Annotated in this window: 21 protein-coding genes; 3 read left to right on the plus strand and 18 right to left on the minus strand. The window is 60.8% G+C overall.

Features of this window, described 5'->3' with window-relative positions:
- Positions 1–73: 73 nt before the first annotated feature.
- Genes plsX through J7E41_RS18120 form a run of 3 tightly spaced genes read right to left on the minus strand, consistent with a single transcriptional unit; the run spans position 74 to position 1,815 of the window.
- On the minus strand, positions 74–1,084 hold the full coding sequence (plsX, locus tag J7E41_RS18110; RefSeq protein ID WP_285229511.1) for a phosphate acyltransferase PlsX: 1,011 nt from the start codon (positions 1,082–1,084) through the stop codon (positions 74–76).
- A gap of 4 nt (positions 1,085–1,088) precedes the next feature.
- Complete coding sequence (gene rpmF, locus J7E41_RS18115) at positions 1,089–1,271, minus strand: 50S ribosomal protein L32 (protein ID WP_003179396.1); 183 nt, start codon at positions 1,269–1,271, stop codon at positions 1,089–1,091.
- A 13-nt stretch (positions 1,272–1,284) separates the two neighbouring features.
- Positions 1,285–1,815, minus strand: a complete 531-nt coding sequence (locus J7E41_RS18120) for a YceD family protein (protein ID WP_169355818.1) — start codon at positions 1,813–1,815, stop codon at positions 1,285–1,287.
- A gap of 105 nt (positions 1,816–1,920) precedes the next feature.
- Between J7E41_RS18120 and J7E41_RS18125 the strand changes: the two genes are divergently transcribed.
- Complete coding sequence (locus J7E41_RS18125) at positions 1,921–2,499, plus strand: Maf family protein (RefSeq protein ID WP_214994850.1); 579 nt, start codon at positions 1,921–1,923, stop codon at positions 2,497–2,499.
- A gap of 131 nt (positions 2,500–2,630) precedes the next feature.
- Here J7E41_RS18125 and J7E41_RS18130 read toward each other — a convergent pair whose 3' ends face one another.
- From J7E41_RS18130 to rluC, 3 genes are read right to left on the minus strand one after another with little or no spacing between them, the layout of a single operon-like run.
- A complete protein-coding gene (locus J7E41_RS18130; RefSeq protein ID WP_214994852.1) occupies positions 2,631–3,620 on the minus strand; it encodes a S49 family peptidase in 990 nt (329 codons plus the stop codon).
- A 21-nt stretch (positions 3,621–3,641) separates the two neighbouring features.
- Positions 3,642–4,304: an HAD-IA family hydrolase gene (locus tag J7E41_RS18135; protein ID WP_214994854.1), complete on the minus strand. Its 663-nt coding sequence runs from the start codon at positions 4,302–4,304 to the stop codon at positions 3,642–3,644.
- Positions 4,291–5,250 (minus strand): 23S rRNA pseudouridine(955/2504/2580) synthase RluC, encoded by a 960-nt coding sequence (rluC, locus tag J7E41_RS18140; RefSeq protein ID WP_214994855.1) that lies wholly within the window; start codon positions 5,248–5,250, stop codon positions 4,291–4,293. Before rluC ends, J7E41_RS18135 begins: the two co-directional genes overlap by 14 nt.
- A 759-nt stretch (positions 5,251–6,009) precedes the next feature.
- Here rluC and rne point away from each other — a divergent pair.
- Positions 6,010–9,246 (plus strand): ribonuclease E, encoded by a 3,237-nt coding sequence (gene rne, locus J7E41_RS18145; RefSeq protein WP_435304130.1) that lies wholly within the window; start codon positions 6,010–6,012, stop codon positions 9,244–9,246.
- A 65-nt stretch (positions 9,247–9,311) separates the two neighbouring features.
- Here rne and J7E41_RS18150 read toward each other — a convergent pair whose 3' ends face one another.
- The 12 genes from J7E41_RS18150 to J7E41_RS18205 form a co-directional block, all read right to left on the minus strand.
- On the minus strand, positions 9,312–9,896 hold the full coding sequence (locus J7E41_RS18150; protein WP_214994859.1) for a nucleotidyltransferase family protein: 585 nt from the start codon (positions 9,894–9,896) through the stop codon (positions 9,312–9,314).
- The gene (locus tag J7E41_RS18155; protein WP_214994861.1) at positions 9,893–10,879 is read right to left on the minus strand and encodes an XdhC family protein; all 987 of its coding nucleotides are present in this window, start codon (positions 10,877–10,879) and stop codon (positions 9,893–9,895) included. The genes J7E41_RS18150 and J7E41_RS18155 overlap by 4 nt, the downstream gene beginning before the upstream one ends.
- Positions 10,879–13,197: a xanthine dehydrogenase family protein molybdopterin-binding subunit gene (locus J7E41_RS18160; RefSeq protein ID WP_214994863.1), complete on the minus strand. Its 2,319-nt coding sequence runs from the start codon at positions 13,195–13,197 to the stop codon at positions 10,879–10,881. The genes J7E41_RS18155 and J7E41_RS18160 overlap by 1 nt, the downstream gene beginning before the upstream one ends.
- The gene (locus J7E41_RS18165) at positions 13,194–13,664 is read right to left on the minus strand and encodes a (2Fe-2S)-binding protein (protein ID WP_214994865.1); all 471 of its coding nucleotides are present in this window, start codon (positions 13,662–13,664) and stop codon (positions 13,194–13,196) included. Before J7E41_RS18165 ends, J7E41_RS18160 begins: the two co-directional genes overlap by 4 nt.
- Before the next feature lie 258 nt (positions 13,665–13,922).
- Entirely contained in the window at positions 13,923–14,942 is a 1,020-nt protein-coding gene (gene murB / locus J7E41_RS18170; RefSeq protein WP_214994867.1) for a UDP-N-acetylmuramate dehydrogenase, read from the minus strand.
- Entirely contained in the window at positions 14,939–15,403 is a 465-nt protein-coding gene (locus J7E41_RS18175; protein ID WP_214994869.1) for a low molecular weight protein-tyrosine-phosphatase, read from the minus strand. Before J7E41_RS18175 ends, murB begins: the two co-directional genes overlap by 4 nt.
- Complete coding sequence (gene kdsB / locus J7E41_RS18180) at positions 15,403–16,167, minus strand: 3-deoxy-manno-octulosonate cytidylyltransferase (RefSeq protein WP_214994871.1); 765 nt, start codon at positions 16,165–16,167, stop codon at positions 15,403–15,405. Before kdsB ends, J7E41_RS18175 begins: the two co-directional genes overlap by 1 nt.
- Positions 16,164–16,349: a Trm112 family protein gene (locus tag J7E41_RS18185; RefSeq protein WP_003174668.1), complete on the minus strand. Its 186-nt coding sequence runs from the start codon at positions 16,347–16,349 to the stop codon at positions 16,164–16,166. The genes kdsB and J7E41_RS18185 overlap by 4 nt, the downstream gene beginning before the upstream one ends.
- 24 nt (positions 16,350–16,373) lie before the next feature.
- Positions 16,374–17,384, minus strand: a complete 1,011-nt coding sequence (lpxK, locus tag J7E41_RS18190; protein WP_214994873.1) for a tetraacyldisaccharide 4'-kinase — start codon at positions 17,382–17,384, stop codon at positions 16,374–16,376.
- Positions 17,384–17,812: an ExbD/TolR family protein gene (locus tag J7E41_RS18195; protein WP_214994875.1), complete on the minus strand. Its 429-nt coding sequence runs from the start codon at positions 17,810–17,812 to the stop codon at positions 17,384–17,386. The genes lpxK and J7E41_RS18195 overlap by 1 nt, the downstream gene beginning before the upstream one ends.
- On the minus strand, positions 17,809–18,444 hold the full coding sequence (locus tag J7E41_RS18200) for a MotA/TolQ/ExbB proton channel family protein (RefSeq protein WP_214994877.1): 636 nt from the start codon (positions 18,442–18,444) through the stop codon (positions 17,809–17,811). Before J7E41_RS18200 ends, J7E41_RS18195 begins: the two co-directional genes overlap by 4 nt.
- 75 nt (positions 18,445–18,519) lie before the next feature.
- Positions 18,520–20,769, minus strand: coding sequence for a DNA internalization-related competence protein ComEC/Rec2 (locus J7E41_RS18205; RefSeq protein WP_251029560.1), 2,250 nt, complete (start codon positions 20,767–20,769; stop codon positions 18,520–18,522).
- A gap of 146 nt (positions 20,770–20,915) precedes the next feature.
- Here J7E41_RS18205 and J7E41_RS18210 point away from each other — a divergent pair, with 146 nt between their 5' ends.
- Positions 20,916–21,431: a DUF2062 domain-containing protein gene (locus J7E41_RS18210; RefSeq protein ID WP_214994881.1), complete on the plus strand. Its 516-nt coding sequence runs from the start codon at positions 20,916–20,918 to the stop codon at positions 21,429–21,431.
- Position 21,432: the final 1 nt, after the last annotated feature.

A 21,432-nucleotide genomic window follows, 5' to 3' on the forward strand; every position in this document is an offset into this window, starting at 1 on the left:
GCGCAAGAAACTGACAGATTGGATGGTCAATTGAACTGGCCGGTCACATTTAAGCATTTCCGGCCCCATTCGCCTAAGGCAACAGATCCTCAAGGCGGCCGCGCAAGCGTTGCGGCAGGTTTTCCTGGATCTCGATCAAGGCACGCTGGATGGCACTTTGAAAACCCTGTACCCCCGCCGAGCCATGGCTTTTGACCACAATACCCTGCAAACCCAGGAAGCTCGCACCGTTATGCCGCGCCGGTGCCAGATCGGCCTGCAAGCGCCGCATCAACGGCAGCGCCAGGGCGCCCACCACGCGTGAAGCAAGGTTGCGCTTGAACAAGGCCTCGATGCGCGCCGCAATCATCGTCGCCAAGCCTTCGCTGGACTTGAGCAGGATATTGCCGACAAAACCGTCGCACACCACCACATCCGCTTCGCCCCGGTACAACCCGTCACCCTCGACAAAACCGATGTAATTCAAACCCCGCGCGCCTTGCAACAAACTGGCAGCCAGCTTGACCTGTTGATTACCCTTGATGTCTTCGGTGCCGATGTTGAGCAGGGCCACCCGAGGCCGCACCACACCCAACGCTTGCGCGGCCACCGAGCCCATCACGGCAAATTGCAACAAGTGCTCGGCACTGCAGTCGACATTCGCCCCCAGATCCAGCAACTGGCAATAGCCACGCTGGGTGGGAATTGCCGCCACCATCGCCGGCCGGTCAATGCCCGGAAGGGTTTTCAACACATGACGGGACAACGCCATCAAGGCCCCGGTATTGCCGGCGCTGACACAGGCCTGAACCTTGCCATCACGTAACAACTCAAGAGCCACACGCATCGAAGAATCCGGCTTGCCACGCAGTGCCTGCGCAGGCTTTTCATCCATGCCAATGGTTTCGCTGGCAGCCGTAATCGTCAGGCGCACGCGATCCACCGCCGGATGGCTGGCAATCAGTTCTTCAAGTAGGGAGGGTTGACCGACAAGGGTCAGGTGCAGCGAGGGTGTAGCAGACAGGCAAGCAATACTGGCCTGAACAATGCTGCGGGGACCGAAGTCCCCGCCCATTGCGTCAATCGCGATGACTTGAGCAGACAAGTGATTACTCGTCAGCGCCCTTGTCGATCACTTTACGACCACGGTATACGCCTTCTGGCGATACGTGGTGACGCAGGTGAACTTCACCGGTGGTCTTTTCTACGGACAGGGTGCTAGCCTCGAGTGCATCGTGGGAACGACGCATGTCACGGGCAGAGCGGGATTTTTTGTTCTGCTGAACAGCCATAATTGATTAACTCCTAAACGTTTGGGTCACGCTTTAACTGCGCCAATACACTGAACGGGTTGGACCGCGTTACCTCGTCCTCGCTCGGCTCGGCCTCGTCATCGAGACCCTCCGGCTGCTGGCATTCTTCCGGATGATGAGCAGGCACAATGGGCAAGGCGAGCAGAAGCTCCTCCTCGATCAGTGCATGCAGATCCAATGGATCTTCGCCCAGTTCCAGCACGTCATAACCTTTCGGCAACGACTGGGTATTCGCACCCTCTTTCACCACAGCATAACTGCATTCGCTGTGGATCGGCAGGGTGACCAGCTCAAGACAACGCTGGCAAACCATTTTGACTTCAGTGTCGATAAAGCTGTGAATTACCACAGATTTACGTTCATCTCGTTCAAAAACGAATTTAGCCTGCACCGTACCGACATTGTCGGAAAGCGGGTCGCAGAGTCTCTCCAAATCGGCCAGCAGCACTTCACCTTGAAGGGTGGTGCCACGATCAGCCAATTTGCGCGGGTCAACGTGAGGTGGAATCGGGTCATTCAACATAGGCGCAGCATTATAGGGATGCACCCGGCCATGTCAAAGGAAATTCAGCCCTGTCCGTCACCTGGCCACCTCGCTAGAATTCGCGACTGCCCTGAGGAGACGTCCATGCTGCCTTTATTACTCGCTTCCAGCTCGGTTTATCGCCGGGAATTGTTGAACCGCCTGCACCTGCCGTTCACCTGCAGCTCACCGGATATCGACGAAAGCCACCGCACGAACGAGACGGCCGTGGAGCTGGTCAAGCGCTTGGCCGAGGAAAAAGCCCGGGCGCTTACCGGCAGTCATCCAGCTCATCTTATTATCGGCTCCGATCAGGTGGCAACGTTCGACGGGCAGATCATCGGCAAGCCTCACACCTTTGAGAAGGCACGCGAGCAGTTGCTGGCAGCCAGTGGCCAGCAAGTCAGCTTTCTGACCGGCCTGGCAGTGTTGAACAGCGACACCGGACGCATCCAGGTCGACTGCGTCCCCTTCACCGTGCACATGCGCACACTGGACGTGGCGCGCATCGAGCGCTACCTGCGAACCGAACAGCCCTACGACTGCGCTGGCAGCTTCAAGGCCGAAGGCCTGGGGGTGAGCCTGTTTCAACGCACCGAAGGGCCAGACGCCACCAGCCTGGTGGGCCTGCCGCTGATTCGATTGGTGGATATGCTGTTGGCCGAAGGCGTGCAAATCCCCTGAATACATCGCAAACCAAATGCGGGAGGGGCTTGCTCCCGATGGCGGTGGATCAGTCAATTTATCTGTCACTGACCCACTGCTATCGGGAGCAAGCCCCCTCCCACACTTTGACCTACACCAGGCTTGAGATCTCAGCGCAGCGTCGGCCCCTGGAAGCCCATATACAGCGCCAGCTTCTCAGCCACGCTGGCACCGAGCTTCTTGGAGAAGCGGTCAAACGGCGATTCCTCAACCGTGAAATCCACCAGCTCTTTCTCGCCAATCACATCCCGCGCCACTGAACTGGCACTGCCCAGACCATCGATCAAACCCAGTGGCAGTGCTTGCTCGCCAGACCAGACCAACCCGGAGAACAGTTCAGGATGGTCTTTATCCTTGAGTCGATCACCCCGCCCCTGCTTGACGCTGGCGATGAATTGCCGATGAGTGGTATCCAGCACGCCCTGCCAGAACTGGGTTTCATCAGCCTTTTGCGGCTGGAACGGATCCAGGAACGACTTATGCTCGCCAGAGGTGTATGTCCGACGCTCAACACCCAGCTTCTCCATGGTGCCGACAAAGCCGTAACCGGCCGCCGTCACACCAATGGAACCCACCAGGCTGGCCTTGTCGGCGTAAATCTGGTCAGCGGCGCTGGCGATATAATAGGCACCCGAAGCACCCAGATCGGAAATCACCGCGTACAACTTGATGTCCGGGTGCAAGCTGCGCAGACGACGGATCTCGTCATACACATAACCTGACTGTACCGGACTGCCTCCCGGGCTGTTGATGCGCAGGATCACGCCCTTGACCTTGGAATCCTCAAAGGCTGCCCGCAGGCTGCTAACGATATTATCGGCGCTGGCGGACTCCTTATCGGCAATCACCCCGCGCACCTCGATCAACGCAGTGTAACCGCCACTACGGGTGGCGCTTTTTTCCATATCCATCAGTGGACTGAACAGCGCCAGCATGCCCAGCAGATAAACAAAGGTCAGCAGCTTGAAAAAGATCCCCCACCGTCGCGAACGACGCTGCTCCTGGACGCTGGCCAGCAAGGTTTTTTCCAGCAGCTTCCAGCTTTTGTCGTCATTGCTATCGGTATTGGCCTTTTCAGGCGCTTTCCACTCATCGGTCATGCCATCCACCCCAACAAAGACTTAATTGGCCTGACTGAGCCAGGCCTGCAATTCAGAAAAGCAGTCAATCGTCAGCCTGGGCTCGTACACCTGCAAGGCCTGGGCAGACTGGGCACCGTAGCTGACCGCCACGGAGTCCATCCCGGCGTTGCGCGCCATCATCAGGTCGAACGACGCATCGCCCACCATCAACGCCTGCCGAGGAGATACGCCACAATGGGCGAGGATCTGCTCCAGCATCAGCGGATGGGGCTTGCTGGCGGTTTCGTCCGCCGCACGGGTGACATCGAAATACGTTTCCCAGCCATGAGCCTTGAGCACCCGATCCAGCCCGCGACGCGCCTTGCCGGTAGCTACCGCCAGGTGATACCCCTCGGCACGGAAGGCCTCCATAGACTGCACCACCCCGTCAAACAAGGGCGAAGGCTCAGCTTCCAGGGCAAGGTAATGATCGGCATAGTGCTGACGAAACACCACCAGCTCATCGTCGCCAATGTCCGGGTACAGGGTGCGAATCGCTTCTGGCAGCCCCAGACCAATAATGCCCTTGACCGCCAGGTCGTCCCGCAGCTCATACCCCGAACGCGCCGACGCCATGTGCATCGACTCGACAATCCGACCAATGGAGTCGCACAGCGTGCCATCCCAATCAAAGATCAGCAGCTTGTAGTCAAGGCGCGACACTCAGGCGCTCCACGGTCTTGGCCCACATGTCATCGACAGGCGCTTGCAGCTTCAACTCGCCACCATCAGGCAGCGGCACGGTCAGCATGTAGGCGTGCAGGAACAGGCGTTTGCCACCCAGATCTCGGATCTCCTTGGAGAAATCCTCGTCGCCGTATTTGGTATCTCCGGCGATCGCGTGGCCAGCATGCAGGGTATGGACGCGAATTTGATGGGTACGACCGGTAACCGGCTTGGCTTCGACCATCGTGGCGAAGTCACCGAAGCGACGCAGCACCTTGAACAGGGTCAGCGCCTCCTTGCCCTCCTCGTCCACCTCGACCATGCGCTCACCGGAACGCAGATTGCTCTTCTGCAGCGGCGCACGGACGCTCTTGATGGAGGTTGCCCAATTGCCACGTACCAGCGCCATGTAGCGCTTGTCCACGCCATCTCCGCGCAGGGCGGCGTGCAGATGGCGCAACATGCTGCGCTTCTTGGCGATCATCAACAGCCCGGAAGTGTCGCGATCCAGGCGATGCACCAGCTCCAACTCCTTGGCGTCCGGGCGCAACTGACGAAAGGCTTCGATCACCCCGTAGTTGAGGCCGCTGCCGCCGTGAACGGCGATACCGCAAGGCTTGTTGATCACAATCAGCGCCTTGTCTTCGAAGACAATCGACGCTTCAAGGCGCTGCAACAGCCCTTGGGCCAGAGGGACCGGCTCGTCACGCTCAGGCACCCGTACCGGCGGCACACGGACGATATCGCCCGCCTGCAGCTTGTACTCGGGCTTGATCCGGCCCTTGTTCACGCGCACTTCGCCTTTACGCAAAATGCGGTAAATCAAGGTCTTGGGCACGCCTTTGAGCCTGGCAAGAAGAAAGTTGTCGATGCGTTGGCCGGCATATTCCGGCGAGACCTCAAGCAGCTGGACGCTGGGGGTCTGGGGGGCGGTAGTCGTCATGGCGGCGATGATAACAATTTTTTATGGAATTGAAGCACTTAATCATTGCTGCTATAGTCGCGAACGCCGCCAAAAGCGGCCTGGACAGAGGACTAGCGGCAAACTGCCGGCCCTGACCATCGCAATTCATCAGGACGCGAGGCCGTCCTACGGGGCTTTCGCCACCCTGGAAGGCTCGAGATTGTAACAAGCGCAGGTGACATGAGGCCTGAAGCGAGTGCAAAAAGCAGAGTAGATACTCGCCTTTTGCGCCGATATTTACGGCCAGTTCACAAAGTGCAGTCAGTCTTGAGCCAGACCACGGCGAATGCTTCGGAAACAACGCCTGTTACGAGCTGAGTGAGAGCACAGTCGCCCACACCCGGTCTTGTTTAGCCATGAGCGTGTTCTCCCCATTGGAGAACACGGTAAATGCCAACCCGCTGCGGATTCTGCGCGCGGCAGCACCCGAATTATCAGGGATACGTGTAGGGTGGAGATGCACAACCGTCGGACCGTGTAGCACTAGGCTTATATTTAGACGCTTCATCTCGTCCACAGTCGCCGGTTGATTCCTCCTCCTGACCTTAGCTTTTGTTGAAGTGGTGCCTTTGTCACCACCGCTAACAAGCAGGACGCGTCCGTCGCGATACCGGCCCACATTGGCGGGTTTTGCTGGACACTGGAGTGGCCAACCACTCTTGACGCACCTGACACCGACCGTGAGAAGTCGTGTGTGCCGAACGCCGTTTCCGGCAGCCCGGAAACCGACGGTACAACATGAAAAGAATGCTGATTAACGCAACTCAACCCGAAGAGTTGCGTGTTGCACTGGTAGATGGCCAACGCCTCTACGACCTGGACATCGAATCCGGTGCACGCGAGCAGAAGAAGGCCAACATCTATAAAGGCCGGATTACTCGCATCGAACCAAGCCTTGAGGCTGCCTTTGTCGATTTCGGCTCCGAGCGCCACGGCTTCCTGCCCCTCAAAGAAATCTCCCGCGAATACTTCAAGAAAGCCCCGGAAGGCCGCGTGAACATCAAGGACGTCCTGAGCGAAGGCCAGGAAGTCATTGTTCAGGTGGAAAAAGAAGAACGTGGCAACAAGGGCGCAGCCCTGACCACCTTCATCAGCCTGGCTGGCCGCTATCTCGTTCTGATGCCGAACAACCCGCGTGCCGGTGGTATTTCCCGCCGCATCGAAGGTGAAGAGCGCAACGAACTGCGTGAGGCACTGAACGGTTTGATCGCTCCGGCCGACATGGGCCTGATCGTGCGCACTGCCGGCCTTGGCCGCAGCAGCGAAGAAATGCAGTGGGACCTCGACTACCTGCTGCAACTGTGGACCGCTATCAAAGAAGCGTCCCTGGACCGTTCCGCGCCATTCCTGATCTATCAGGAAAGCAACGTGATCATCCGTGCCATCCGCGATTACCTGCGCCAGGACATCGGCGAAGTGCTGATCGACAGCGTTGAAGCCCAGGACGAAGCCCTGACCTTCATCCGCCAAGTGATGCCGCAGTACGCCAGCAAGATCAAACTGTACGAAGACAGCGTTCCGCTGTTCAACCGTTTCCAGATCGAAAGCCAGATCGAGACCGCCTTCCAGCGCGTCGTCGAACTGCCTTCCGGCGGCTCCATCGTTATCGACCCGACCGAAGCCCTGGTGTCCATCGACATCAACTCGGCGCGCGCCACCAAAGGCAGCGACATCGAAGAAACCGCCCTGCAGACCAACCTGGAAGCGGCTGAAGAAATCGCCCGCCAACTGCGCCTGCGTGATATCGGTGGCCTGATCGTCATTGACTTCATCGACATGACCCCGGCCAAGAACCAGCGCGCCGTGGAAGAAAAAGTCCGTGAATGCCTGGAAGCCGATCGTGCCCGCGTACAAGTCGGCCGTATCTCGCGCTTCGGCCTGCTGGAGATGTCCCGCCAACGCCTGCGTCCATCCCTGGGCGAAAGCAGCGGTATCGTCTGCCCGCGTTGCAACGGCACCGGCATCATCCGTGACGTTGAATCGCTGTCCCTGGCGATCCTGCGCCTGATCGAAGAAGAAGCCCTGAAAGACCGCACTGCCGAAGTTCGCGCACAAGTGCCGATCCCGGTGGCCGCGTTCCTGCTCAACGAAAAACGCAACTCGATCACCAAGATCGAACTGCGCACCCGTGCCCGCATCGTCATCCTGCCGAACGATCACCTCGAGACGCCGCACTTCGAAGTGCAGCGCCTGCGTGATGACAGCCCGGAAGCCCACACCAATCAGTCCAGCTACGAAATCGCTGCTGCCGCTGCCGAAGTGGAAGAAGTCCAGCCAGCCGCTGCGACCCGCACCCTGGTTCGCCAGGAAGCCGCCGTCAAGACCGCACCGGCCCGTGCCAACGCACCGGTTCCGGTTGAAGCCGCAGCGCCAGTTGCCGCGCCAGCCGCCATGCCTGAGCCAAGCCTGTTCAAAGGTCTGGTGAAGTCGCTGGTCAGCCTGTTCGCAACCAAGGAAGAGCCGGTTGCTCCGGCTGTGGCCGAAAAACCTGCTACCGAACGCCCTGCCCGCAACGAAGAGCGTCGCAACGGTCGCCAGCAGAGCCGTAACCGCAACGGTCGCCGTGACGAAGAGCGCAAGCCTCGCGAAGAACGTGCTCCGCGTGAAGAACGCGCACCACGTGAAGAGCGTCAGCCTCGCGAAGCCCGTGAAGAAACCCCGGCCGTAGCCCGTGAGGAACGTGCACCACGTGCCCCTCGCGAAGAGCGTGCACCACGCGCACCTCGTGAAGACCGCAAGCCACGTGGCGAGCGTGAAGAACGCGTGCGTGAACTGCGCGAGCCTCTGGATGCAGCTCCAGCCGTGGCCGCTGCCGCCACTGCCGAAGAACGCCCGGCTCGTCAGCCTCGTGAAGAACGTGCTCCACGCCCACCGCGTGAAGAGCGTCAACCTCGCGCCGAGCAAGCCGCAGCCGCCAGCGAAGAAGAAGAACTGCTGTCCAACGACGAGCAGCAACAGGAAGACGGTCAGGAGCACGCCGAAGGCGATCGCCCACGCCGCCGCTCCCGTGGCCAGCGTCGTCGCAGCAACCGTCGCGAGCGTCAACGTGATGCCAACGGCAACGTGATCGAAGGCTCGGAAGAGACCGGCGAAGCCACTGAAGACAACACCAGCGAACCAACTGGCGCCGAACTGGCTGCCGGCCTGGCCGTTACCGCTGCGGTTGCCAGCTCGGTCATCAGCGCACCGGCTGAAGCCCAGGCCAATGAGCAAGCCGAACGCGCTACCGCTGCTGTCCAGGAACACACTGTTGTAGAGACGCCTGTCGTTGAAGCACCAGTGGTTGAAGCAACGACTCCAGTCGAAGCCCCAGCGGTTCCGGAAGTGGAAGTTGCACCGGTTCGTGAAGTTCGCGAAGCCCTGCCGGAAGTTGAAGTGGTTGCCGAACCAGTGGTGGTTGCCGAGCAACAGCCAGTGGTTGAAGCTGCCGTCGAAGCGCCAGTAGCCGAGTCGACACCTGAAGTGCGTGAAGTTCGCGAAGAACAGACCGCATTCCAGTGGACTGCCGAGCCAGCCGCTGTTGTCGAAACACCAGCCCCTGCTCCGGTCGTGGAAGAAGCTCCAGCGCCTGTCGCTGAAGTGGTTGCTGCCGAGCCAGTCGCCGTTGTTGCCGAACCAGCGCCAGTCGTAGAAGCGCCAGTCGTTGCCGAAGCCACTCCAGTGGTAGAAGCCGCCCCTGTCAGCGCCCTGACCGAAAACGGTCGTGCGCCGAACGACCCGCGTGAAGTACGCCGTCGCAAGCGTGAAGCCGAACGTCTGCAGAAGGAAGCCGAACTGGCTGCCGCTGCGGCTCCGGTCGTTGCCGAAGTTGCACCGGTTGTGGCTGAAGTCGTCGAGGCATCCGCCCCGGCAGTTGAAGCCGTGGTTGAGCACACCGCCCCTGCCATCGACGAGAACCTGCGTTCCGTTGAGGAAGTGGTCGAGCACAACCCTAAAGCCCTGGAAGAAGAGCACGAGCCTAAACCCCTCGCCTGATTCCATCGGCTACTAAAAAGCCCCGCCTGAGTGATCAGGCGGGGCTTTTTTATGTCTGCTCTCCATTACTGATAATGCAATGCCTCTGGCACATCCACATCCCACAGCACGCCCGGATCATCGACCGACACTTCCAGCACCAAGGCCTGGGCAAACAAGGGCTTTGCGCCTCTATCCCCAGTCAGCGCCATCAGGGCAGGTCCGAACGAACGGCCAAACCCTACGGGGTGACCATACTGGCCCTCATGCACTGGAACGCTGATGCCGTCCTGCTCAACCCCATCCACCACTTGCTCGATACTCGAAGACAAGACAAACGGCATGTCGCCCAGTACCACCAACCACCCTTCGCAAGCACCACTGGCCGCTACCGCCGCCGCGATGCTGTCGCCCATGCCTGTCGAGGACACAAGCAACACTTCACAGTCATGGGCCTGCGCCAGGCGAATGACTTCGGATCGATCAGGCGACGTGACCACCCAGCGTTTGGCAACATTAGCCGGCAGATTGACCAACACCTGCTCAATCACCGGCCGCGTAGCGCCATCAAGACCCACACAAGGTGCCAGCAGCTTGTCCTGATCCACCTGCGCCCGAAAACGACTGCCCTGCCCCGCCGCCAGGATAATCGCGGTAATTGGCCCCCTCAACTGACCGTCACCTGCAACGGCTTCTTCTGCAACAGATCCACGCCATTCTTGATGGCCACAATCTGCGCCATCAACGACAGCGCAATCTCTGCTGGCGTATGGCTGCCGATGTGCAAACCGATAGGCCCATGCAGGCGCTCAATCGCTTGTGGTGCCAGGCCCAACGCCGCGAGGTTTTCCCGACGCTTTTGACTATTGACCCGCGAACCCAGGGCGCCAATGTAAAGCGCCCTGGAGTTCAACGCGGTGAGCAGCGCCATATCGTCCAGGCGCGGATCATGGGTCAGCGCAACAATTGCGGTGCGTTCGTCCGTCTGGATGTTCAGCACCGCCTCATCGGGCATGCCCGGCACGAAGCGTCCGTGCTGCTCCTCCCAACCGTAGACAAACTCCTTGCGCGGGTCGCAGATCAATACTTCGAAATCCAGCAGCCGGGCCATTTCCGCCACGTAGCGCGACAACTGGCCGGCGCCGATCAACAACAAACGCCAGCGCGGCCCATAAATGGTTCGCAGGCGCTCACCGTCGAACGTCAGCGTGTCGGTCTTGCTCGCGCCGTTCAAGGTCACGTCGCCAGTGGTCAGGTCCAACTCCCGGGCGACAATCTCATGGGCCTCACAACGCGCCAGCAGTTCAGCCACCCACGCCGGATCGCCGACGCGCTCTTCGATCAGGCGCAAGGTCCCGCCACAGGGCAGTCCAAAACGTGCCGCTTCATCGCGGGTTACGCCGTAAGTCACCCATTGCACCGGCGGCCCGTCTTCAGGTAAGCGACCATCCTGCAAGCGGGCGATCAGGTCATCCTCGATGCAACCGCCGGAGACCGAGCCGATAACCACCCCATCCCCGCGCAAGGCCAGCATGGCCCCCGGTGGCCGGGGGGCGCTGCCCCAGGTCTGAACCACGCTGTACAGCACCACCCGTTGTCCGGCGCGGCGCCACTCCAGCACGCTGCGCAGGACATTCAGATCGACACTGTCCATCAGGCCTTCACCTCCTGCCAACCCTGCAACTGATAACGCACCGGCAGGTTACGGATGCGCTTGCCGGTGGCGGCAAAGATCGCGTTGCACAGGGCCGGCGCAATGGGCGGCACACCCGGCTCACCGACACCGCCCAGGGGCACGTCGCCTTTTGGGGTCACCAGGTGCACCGCCACTTCCTTGGGCGCCAGGGACATGCGCGCCACTTCGTACATATGGAAGTTGTCCTGCTGGACCTTGCCGTCCTTGAAGCTGATTTCCCCCAACACCGCATTGCCCAGGCCCATGACGCAGGCGCCTTCGAACTGCGAGCGAATACGTTCCGGGTTGATCTGCGGGCCGCAATCCACGGCGATGTCGGCCTTGTGCACGATCAGGGCGCCGTCATCTTTGACTTCGACCTCGATCACCGCTGCCACATAAGTGACGAAGCTGTAATGCACCGCCAGGCCCAAGCCACGCCCTTTGGGCAAAGTGCGACCCCAACCGGCGGCCTTGGCGGCGGTTTCCAGCACACCACGCAACCGTGCGGTATCGATGGGATAACGCTCAGGGGATTCGCCATAGTTCCATTCGTCACTCAGGGTCCTGGGATCGATCTGACGGTCCGGGCCCAAGAGTTTGAGTTGGTATTTCAGCGGATCCTGGCCGGCCTTATGGGCCAACTCATCGACAAAGCTCTGGATCGCAAAGCCGTGAGGAATGTTCGACACCGAGCGATACCAACCCACCCGGGTATGAGCCGCCGCCTCGGGGTTTTCCAGACGCACATTGGGGATCGCGTAGGCCATGTTGGTAAAGCCCATGCCCAACTCGAACGGCGCCTCATGGTTCATGCCTGGGGCAAACAATGCGGTGATGCTCGGCGCCACCGTACGGTGCAGCCAGGCCGACGGCATGCCGTCCTTGTTCAGGCCGGCCTTGAGGTACTCGGCGGACACGGTATGGAAATAGGAGTTATGGATATCGTCTTCACGGGTCCACTGCACACGCACGGCCTTGCCCGGGAACTCCTTGGCCAGTACGGCGGCCTCGACGATGAAATCCGGTTTCGATTTACGCCCAAAGCCCCCGCCCAACAGCGTGACATTGAAGGTGACGTTATCGAACGGAAGGCCCAACCGCTCGGCAATCCGCTCGCGGGTCACTTGGGGTGCCTGGCTGGGAGCCCAGGCTTCACATTGCCCCTTGTCATAACGGGCAATGGCCACCATCGGTTCCATCGGCGACTGAGACAGGTGTGGCAAGTAGTAGGCAGCTTCCAGGGTGCTGTCGGCGTCGCCCAGGGCCTGGTCGATGCTGCCCGTGTTGCGCACCACTTTGCCGGGTTTCAAAGCGGCGGCTTCCAGTTCCTTGCGGTAGTCGATGGAGTTGTAGCCGGCGTTGACACCGTCATCCCAGACGATCTTCAAGGCCTCACGCCCCTTGATCGCCGCCCAGGTATTGCTGGCGATCACCGCCACGCCGCCCAAGGGTTGGAACTCCGACGGCAGTGGCCGGCTTTCGATTTCCAGGACCTTGACCACACCCGGGACTTTCAGCGCCGCGCTGGCATCGAAGGATTTGACCTTGCCACCATAGACCTGCGGCCGCGCAATGGTGGCATAGAGCATGCCGTCAAAATGCACATCGGCACCGTAGACCGCCCGGCCGTTGACGATGTCGGCACCATCAATGGCCTTGGTGCCTTCTTTACCGATGTAACGAAACTCCGAGGGTTGCTTGAGACGCAGGCTGTCCCGCGCCGGGACTGCCAGTGCGCCAGCCGCAGCGGCCAGGGCGCCATAACCCAATTCACGACCGCTGGGTTGGTGAATCACTTTATGCAACTGCGCATGGCACTCGCCCACCGGGACCTTCCACTGTTCAGCAGCGGCCAACTCCAGCATGGTTCGCACAGCCGCGCCGCAACGGCGCATCGGCTCATACCAGTGACGCATGCTGCGTGAGCCATCGGTGTCCTGATTGCCGAAGCGCACTTCATCACCGGGCGCCTGCTGGACTTTCACCAGTGCCCAATCAGCCTCCAGCTCATCGGCCACCACCATGGTCAGGCTGGTGCGCACGCCCTGGCCCATTTCCGAACGGTTGCAGATCACGGTCACGGTACCGTCAGTGGCAATACTGACGTAAACCTTGGGATCATCGATCACGCCATGGGGCATGGCGTCACCGCCATATTGCTTCACCTCTTCGGCAAACGCATCCGGCAAGCCCCAACTGGCAGCGACAACCAAGGCACCGGTGACGCCAACGCCTTTGAGAAAGCCGCGGCGACTGAGGTTGTTCAGGACGAAATCAGCGGGTAACCGGCTCATGCCTTGGCCTCCTGCAAATGAGTAGCGGCCTGGCGGATCGCGGTCTTGATGCGGTTGTAGGTGCCGCAGCGGCAAATATTGCCGACCATCGCCTCTTCAATTTGCTCGTCGCTGGGGTTTGGGTTGGTTTTCAGCAGTGCAGTGGCGGACATGATCTGCCCGCCCTGGCAGTAACCGCACTGGGCCACGGCGGTGTCCAGCCAGGCTTGCTGGACCACCTGGCCGATCGGGTCGTTGTGCAGGTTGTCGATGGTGCTGACATTCTGGCCTTTGACCGAGCCAATCGGGGTAATGCAACTGCGGGCCGGGGAGCCGTCGACATGAATGGTGCACGCGCCGCACAGGCCCATGCCGCAACCGAATTTGGTGCCGTTGTAACCTGCCACGTCACGGATCGCCCATAACAGCGGCATATCTTCAGTGACGTCCAGTGGATGGTCTTGACCGTTGAGCTTCAGGGTAATCATGGGCACGCCCGCATATTTATTGGGTTATGGGGTCGAGCAATCTGCCGCTTGAGGCAAGCGGAATCGGTTCATGCAGATGGCTCAGGCTAATCGGGCTCTCTTGTGAAGACGGATCTTCACTGGGCCTTTGGTGAACGGCATCTCTAAAGTAAAAAAAGCATCGTTAGTCAGCTAAGTTAACTCACCTGGCATTACGGTGTGAAGAGAACAAAAAAGCCCTGCAATGCAGGGCTCGATCAGTCCAAAAAGAAGCTTAGCTCAATAGCGGTTGGGCTCCATTTCCAAGTCAACCTTGAAGCGCTGGGCGATGTCCTGCTGGATCCGTTGCGCCAGGTTGGAAATCTCCAACCCCGTGGCGCCACCGTAGTTGACCAATACCAGGGCCTGCAAGCGATGCACACCGGCATCCCCCTCGCGAAAGCCTTTCCAGCCGGCCTTGTCGATCAACCAGCCGGCGGCCAGTTTCATCTGCCCGTCCGCCTGAGGGTAAGCCACCAGGTCCGGGTATAAGCCCTGCAACTCGGCAGCCAGCGCCTGGGAAACCAGTGGGTTCTTGAAGAAACTGCCCGCGTTGCCCAGCACTGCGGGGTCTGGCAGTTTCTCGCTGCGAATGCTGCAAATCGCCCGACTGACATCGCTGGGCGTCGCCAGGGTAACCCCCTGTTCAGTCAGTCGCTGCTGCACAGGACCATATTCCAGCTTCAAGTGCACAGCGCGACTCAGGGCAAAACGCACCCGCAGGATCAGCCAGCGCCCGACTTCGTGCTTGAACAGGCTGTCACGGTAAGCAAAGTTACATTCAGCCAGGCTGAAGTCCCGCAGTTCGCCGGTCTGGCGATCCAGGGCGGTCAGGCCGCAAAACACGTCCTTGATCTCTACACCGTAGGCGCCGATGTTCTGCATCGGTGCCGCCCCGACCGTGCCGGGAATCAGGCTGAGGTTTTCCAGGCCGGAAAAGCCGTGTTCCAGGGTCCACAGCACAAACGGATGCCAGGCTTCGCCAGCTTCGGCTTCGACCACGACCTGCACGCCATCATCATGAAGCACCCGAATACCCTGGGTGGCCATGCGCAACACCACCGCATCGATGTCCTGGGTCAGCAGCAGGTTGCTGCCGCCGCCAATCACCAGTAATGGCAGTTGTTGCCCGGCCGCATAGGCCAAGGCCTCACGCACATCCGCGTCACTGTGGGCCTGTGCAAACAACCTGGCGCGCACATCAATGCCAAAGCTGTTGAACGGCTTGAGCGAAACCTGCGCTTGCACGTGCAAGGTCATAACCGTCCCTTCAATTCAATCACCAACAAATCACAGGCGCGCTCGATCAGGTCCAATACCTGTTCGAACCCTTGCTCGCCCTCGTAGTACGGGTCTGGCACTTCATCCACCACCGAGTCGTAGCGGCGCAAGAACAGGTCCAACTGCGCTTTGCCTTGGGCTGGTTGCATCGCCTTAAGGTTACGCAGGTTGCTGTGGTCCATGGCCAGGATCAGGTCGTACCGGGAAAAGTCGGCACGGGACACCTGCTGGGCACGCTGGGCCGACAAATCGTAGCCCCGCTGCAACGCTGCGCGCTGGCTGCGCTTGTCCGGTGCCTTGCCAATGTGCCACTCACCGGTGCCGGCGGAGGCCACTTCGACCTGAGCTGCCAACCCCGCTTCACGCAGCTTGTGGCGCAATACGCCTTCGGCGGTAGGCGAGCGACAAATGTTGCCCAGGCAGACGAACAGAACTTCCATCAAGCCCCCAGCAGGCGGCGCACGCGCTCGAGGTCTTCAAGCGTGTCGACACCGGCCGGTGGCGCTTCCAGGGCGTCGCCCACATGGATCCGCACGCCGTGCCACAAGGCACGCAGTTGCTCCAGGGACTCGGTGTTTTCCAGCCAGCACGGGCCCCAACTGACAAAGTCATGGAGGAAACCGGCGCGGTAGGCATAGATGCCGATGTGGCGGCGGTAAGGCACCCCAGCCGGCAACACATCAGGATTCCTGGCGAAGTCATCCCGCGCCCACGGCAGGGTGGAGCGGCTGAAGGTCAGTGCCAGGCCATTGATGTCGCTGACCACTTTCACCACGTTCGGGTTGAACAGGGTTTGAATGTCTTCGATCGGCTCGGCCAGGGTCGCCATGCGTGCTTCGCCATGGGCCGCGAGGTTGGCGGCCACCTGGTCGATGACGCCTGGCGGGATCAGCGGTTCGTCACCTTGCACATTGACCACAATGGCGTCGGGTGCCAATCCAAGCTGCGTGGCCACTTCGGCCAGGCGGTCGGTGCCGGAATTGTGATCTTCGCGCGTCAACACCGCTTCGGCGCCAAAGCCCTTGCAGGCTTCGATGATGCGCAGGTCATCGGTGGCCACGACCACACGCTCGGCGCTGCTCTTGCAGGCCTGCTCCCAGACCAACTGAATCATCGGCTTGTTGCCGATCATCTGCAGGGGTTTGCCCGGCAGACGGGTGGAGGCGTAGCGGGACGGAATGACAACGGTGAAGGCGGTGGTCATTTATCCAGGCGCTCGTCGGTGGTCAGGGTGCGGGCTTCGCTTTCCAGCATCACCGGGATGCCATCGCGGATCGGGTAAGCCAGGCCGGCGCCCTTGCTGATCAGCTCGGTTTTGTCGGCGCTGAGCTTGAGTGGGCCTTTGCAGATCGGGCAAGCGAGGATGTCGAGCAGTTTGGTGTCCATGAATGTTTCCTGGAGAGCAACGTTTTAAGGCAAAAGACGGGCGGGCAGTAAACGCATCAGCTGCGTGTCGAACCAGGCGATGAACGCCGGTGACGGTGCCGCATCCACCGCAAGGTACCACCAGTCGGGCTGGGCAAAGGCGCGGCACTTCACCGCGTCCTTTTCAGTCATGACCAGAGGCAATGCGGGTGTGAAATTCAGGACCTCGGCGCTGTAAGGCGCGTGGTCGGCAAACGCATGGGGTAGCGCCAGCCAGTGTAGCGTTTCAAGGGTATTGAAGAAACGTTGCGGGTTACCGATACCCGCCACGGCGTGAACGCGCTGCCCTACCGGAAAATAGTCGACGGGCTTGTGCTCACCGCTTTGCAGGTTGACCAGTGCACTGGGCTGCAGACGGAAGGCAAAACCATCGTCACGGTCCGAGCCCGCGCCGTTATAAAGAAGCGCGTCGACACTTTGCAAACGCTCGATCGGCTCGCGCAACGGGCCGGCAGGCAGGCAACGGCCATTGCCCAGGCCTCGGGCGGCGTCAATCAACACCAGTTCCAGGTCACGGGCCAGACGGTAATGTTGCAGGCCATCGTCGGACAGGATCAGATCCAGCGTCTCGCTGGCCAGCAACGCCTGCACCGCACGACTACGGTCGGGATCGATCATCAGCGGCACGCCGCTGCGCTGAACGATCAGCAAGGGTTCATCCCCCGCCACTTCAGCGCTGTGGCTGGCTTCCACGCGCCAGGGCAACTGCGGCGGCTTGGCGCCATAACCACGGCTGACCACACCCACGCGCAAACCGGCGCGCTGGCAGTGATCAATCAGCCAGAGAATCAATGGCGTCTTGCCAGTGCCGCCGACGGTGATATTACCGACCACGATCAACGGCACCGGTGACTGGTAGATCTCTCCCTCGCCCACCAGGAAGCGCTCACGCTTGCGCCGCACCACCCGGCGATAGAGCCACTCCAAAGGCCGCAAGAGCGTGAGGGCCGGATGGCCGGCGTACCAGGCATTGAGCAAACGATCGGACATGGCCATCAGGGTTGCTTCGCCGCCTCGACAGTGGTCATGCGCAAATGGCTGAAACCGAGCTTGCCGGCGGCATCCATAGCGGTGATCACGGCCTGGTGCTGGGTCTTGCCGTCGGCGCTGATGGACAGTGGTTGGCTGGTATCACCGCCGGACTCTTTCTGCAGCGCGTCCATCAAGCCGGCCAAATCGTTTTTCTCCAGCAACTGGTTATTTACCGAGAAGATGCCATCGGCGCTGATGGCGATGTCCAACTGCTTGGCCTGCTGGTCTTCGGCAGGTGAGCCGGTGACCGCTTCCGGCAGGTCGACCCGCAGTTGGGTTTCCCGAGTAAACGTGGTGGTGACGACAAAAAACAGCAGCAGGATAAACACCACGTCGATCAACGACGCCAGGTTGATATCGACGTTTTCCCGTTGCTTGCGGCGAAATTTCACGCTTTGCCCTCAACCAGGTCCACGTCACGGTCACCCTGCACCACTTCCACCAGCTTGATGGCTTCCTGCTCCATGCCCACCACCAGTTCATCGATCCGGCGTTGCAGGAAGCGGTGGAAGAACACCGAAGGAATACCCACCATCAGGCCCGCCGCCGTGGTGATCAAGGCCTTGGAAATCCCCCCCGCCAATACAGCGGCGTTGGTGGTCATGCCCGAGCCCATGAAGGAGGAGAAGATATCGATCATGCCCAGCACCGTACCCAGCAGCCCGAGCAGCGGCGCCATGGCCGCGATGGTGCCCAGGGCGTTGATATAGCGCTCCAGCTCATGGATGACCCGCGCAGCGGCCTCTTCGATGCACTCCTTCATGATCTCGCGACCGTGCTTGGAGTTGGCCAGGCCTGCGGCAAGGATTTCCCCAAGGGGTGAATCGGCTCGCAGTTCCTTGAGTTTGGCCTTGTCCAGCTTCTTGTCTCTGATCCAGCCCCAGACCTGCCCCAGCAGATGCTCCGGGGTCACACGACTGGCCCGCAGGGTCCACAGACGTTCAGCGATGATGCCGAGTGCGGCGATGGAACTCAAAATGATCGGCAACATCATCCAGCCGCCGGATTTGACCAATTCCCACACAGTGAATGCCCCCTCGAAAAAGTGCGCCACTTTAGCATAGAGGCTCCCCAGGAAGGGCTAGCCCGCCCACGTGCATCATGTCGCAGGCACCCGGTCTTTGGTAACGCCGGATTGCGGTGGGAGTTCGCGCCAGAAGCGACGTTGACTGCGAGCGGCGACCGGTGGCTGGAAGGTGCCCAGTTGCAAGCGTAGCGCTCCCTGCTCGGCGCTGTCATAAATCGCGCTGCCCAGCGCCTGATAACGCGCCACGACCAGGGGATGAGGATGCCCGAAGGCGTTACCACGCCCCCGTGAAATCAGCACCGCCGTGGGCGCGAGCTGCTGGAGAAACGGCCATGAAGAGGAACTCTGGCTACCATGGTGGGGGGCTTGCAGCCAATCGGTGCGCACCGCCAGCGAAGTGGCCAGCAGCGCCCGTTCGGCATCGCGGTCGATATCACCGGTCAACAGCAGTCGCTCCCCCTTGGCCTGCACCTGCAACACACAGGACTTCTGGTTACCGCTGGCCGCGTCCGGCCATTGCCACAACTCGAACTTCACGCCGTCCCACTCCCACTGCTCCCCGCTGATACACGGTTGAACGCCCAGAAAGGCCGGCAGCCTATCGGTTTCCCCGCCCACCACCCGCTTGATCGGCAGCCCTTGGGCAATAGCTGCCGCACCACCAGCATGGTCGGCGTCGGCGTGACTGAGCAGCATCACGTCCAGCGCTGTGACACCGAACTTGCGTAATGCAGGCAGGACCACCCGCGCGCCAAGGTCAAATTCGCCAAACCGAGGCCCGGCGTCGTACAGCAGCGTGTGGTTGCGGGTACGGAGCATGATCGCCAGCCCTTGCCCGACGTCCAGTTGCACGACATCAACCTGGCCGTGAGGCACCGATTCACGCGGGGGGAACACCGCCAACAGCAACATCGGCCAACCCAACAGGCGAAACGGCACGCCCTTGGGCAGCAACAACAACACCGCGCCCAACAGGCTCACCAGCCAATAGCCGATGGGCACCTCGGCGGGCGTCCAGGCCGGCAAGCGTTGCGCCAACAGGTCCAGGCCCCGGAACAGCCAATCGAGCGCACCACCCGCCAGCCACAACAAACCCTCGCCTATAAGGGGCAAAGGCAATGACACGGTCCCCAACAGCGCCAACGGCAACACCACCAGGCTGATCCACGGCACGGCAAACAGATTGGCCAACGGCCCGCTGAGGCTAATGGGCAACCCCAGTATCAGCAGCACCGGGAACAGGCCGATGGCAATCAACCATTGGGCCCGGGTCCAGGTTTGCCAGGGACTCCAGGGGCCCAATCGGCCGCTGAAGGCCAGGATCAGTACAGCGACGGCAGCAAACGATAGCCAGAACCCCGGCTGCAGGCTGGCCAGCGGTTCCAGGATCAACACGCCATTGAGTGCCAGCAACAGCGGCCACCAAATCCCCAGGTGACGAAAGCGCAGGCGCCACAGCAATACCAGCCCCACCATGACACAGGCCCGCTGCACCGGTACCTGAAACCCCGCCAGCAAGCCATACCCCAGCGCGGCGGCAAACGCCAGGCCACACGCCCAGGGCAACCACGCCAACCGCATGGGCCAGCAGCCATAACGGGCCAGACCGGCCACCAGCCCGTAGATCAACCCCGCCAACAACCCGATATGCTGGCCGGAAATCACCAGCAGGTGGACGGTGCCCGTGTCCTGTAACGTCCGCCAATCCTGCGACGCCAAGCCCGAACCATCCCCCAGCACCAGCGCCACCAGACCTGCCTCGCGGCCCTGCGCATCCACCGTCAACAGACGCTGGCGGATCGAGTCGCGCACAGCATGCCGGGCAGGTGCCAGACGCTGGCCGTCTTTGACCGAACCGGTGGCACCAATACGCTGGGCCAACAGCCAGGCCTCATAGTCAAAGCCATGGCCATTGAGCAACCCGGAAGGACGCTTGAGCGTGGCCGCCAGGCGCCAACGCTCGCCGCTATGAACCGGCGGCCCGCCATGCCAGGTCACGCGGATACGTTTGGGCAGCAAATCCTTGCGTGACCGGCTGTCGGCCAGTTCAAAGCGCACCACCCCGTCGGCCTGTTGCGGCAACCCGGTGACCCGGCCCTCCAGCCAGCGGGTCTGCCCGTCCAACGAGGGCCTCAGCCGGTCATCCAGGGCCCACTGCGCACTAAGGCAAGCCCAGCTCAACCCCAGCAGGAAAAACGCCAATGGGTAGGTGCGAAACGGTAACAGCATCAATGCCAACATCGGCATGGCCAGCAGCCAGCCCGTCGACGGCAATGCCGGCAAAAAACGCAGGACAAGCAACCCCACTGCGAGTGCGAACATCCCTGTTCTCATGGATCATTCCTTGAAAGTGACCCATCAGTGTTAGCTGCCCCCACGGCGCAGACTATGATCTTTTGTCACAAAGTCTGAATTTCCTGTACGTAAAATGCGGTCATACTTGCCCCTCGAACTGACCTGGACCCCTTATGCCACGGCGCTTATTCAAACGGTACATGCCCGATCCAACCAGTATCAGGGAACACAAATCCTTACGCTTTCTCGGTAAGTTGCTGCATGACCCGAACCTCTGGCACCTCAATCGGCATTCGGTTGCCCGCGCTATGGCGGTCGGTCTGTTCGCGGCGTTTATTCCCATGCCATTGCAAATGCTGTTGGCCGCCGTCCTGGCCATCGCGGTGCGCGGCAATATGCCCATTGCGGTGAGCCTGGTGTGGCTGACCAACCCGATCACCATGCCGCCGATATTCCTCTGCACCTACATGACTGGGGCATGGCTGATGAACCTCCCGCCCCGCAGCCTTCCCGACGAACTGACCTGGGAATGGATCAGCGGGCAGTTGTCGACACTCTGGCAGCCCTTCCTGCTGGGTTCGGTGGTGATGGGGTTGGTACTGGGCGCCCTGGGTTACTGCTTGACCATGCTGTATTGGCGCTGGTGGGTCGCGCGGCAATGGAAGAAGCGCAAACTGCGCAAACCCTGAC

Origin of the sequence: Pseudomonas fluorescens (assembly GCF_018614655.1) — a bacterium.
Classification (GTDB): domain Bacteria; phylum Pseudomonadota; class Gammaproteobacteria; order Pseudomonadales; family Pseudomonadaceae; genus Aquipseudomonas; species Aquipseudomonas fluorescens_BX.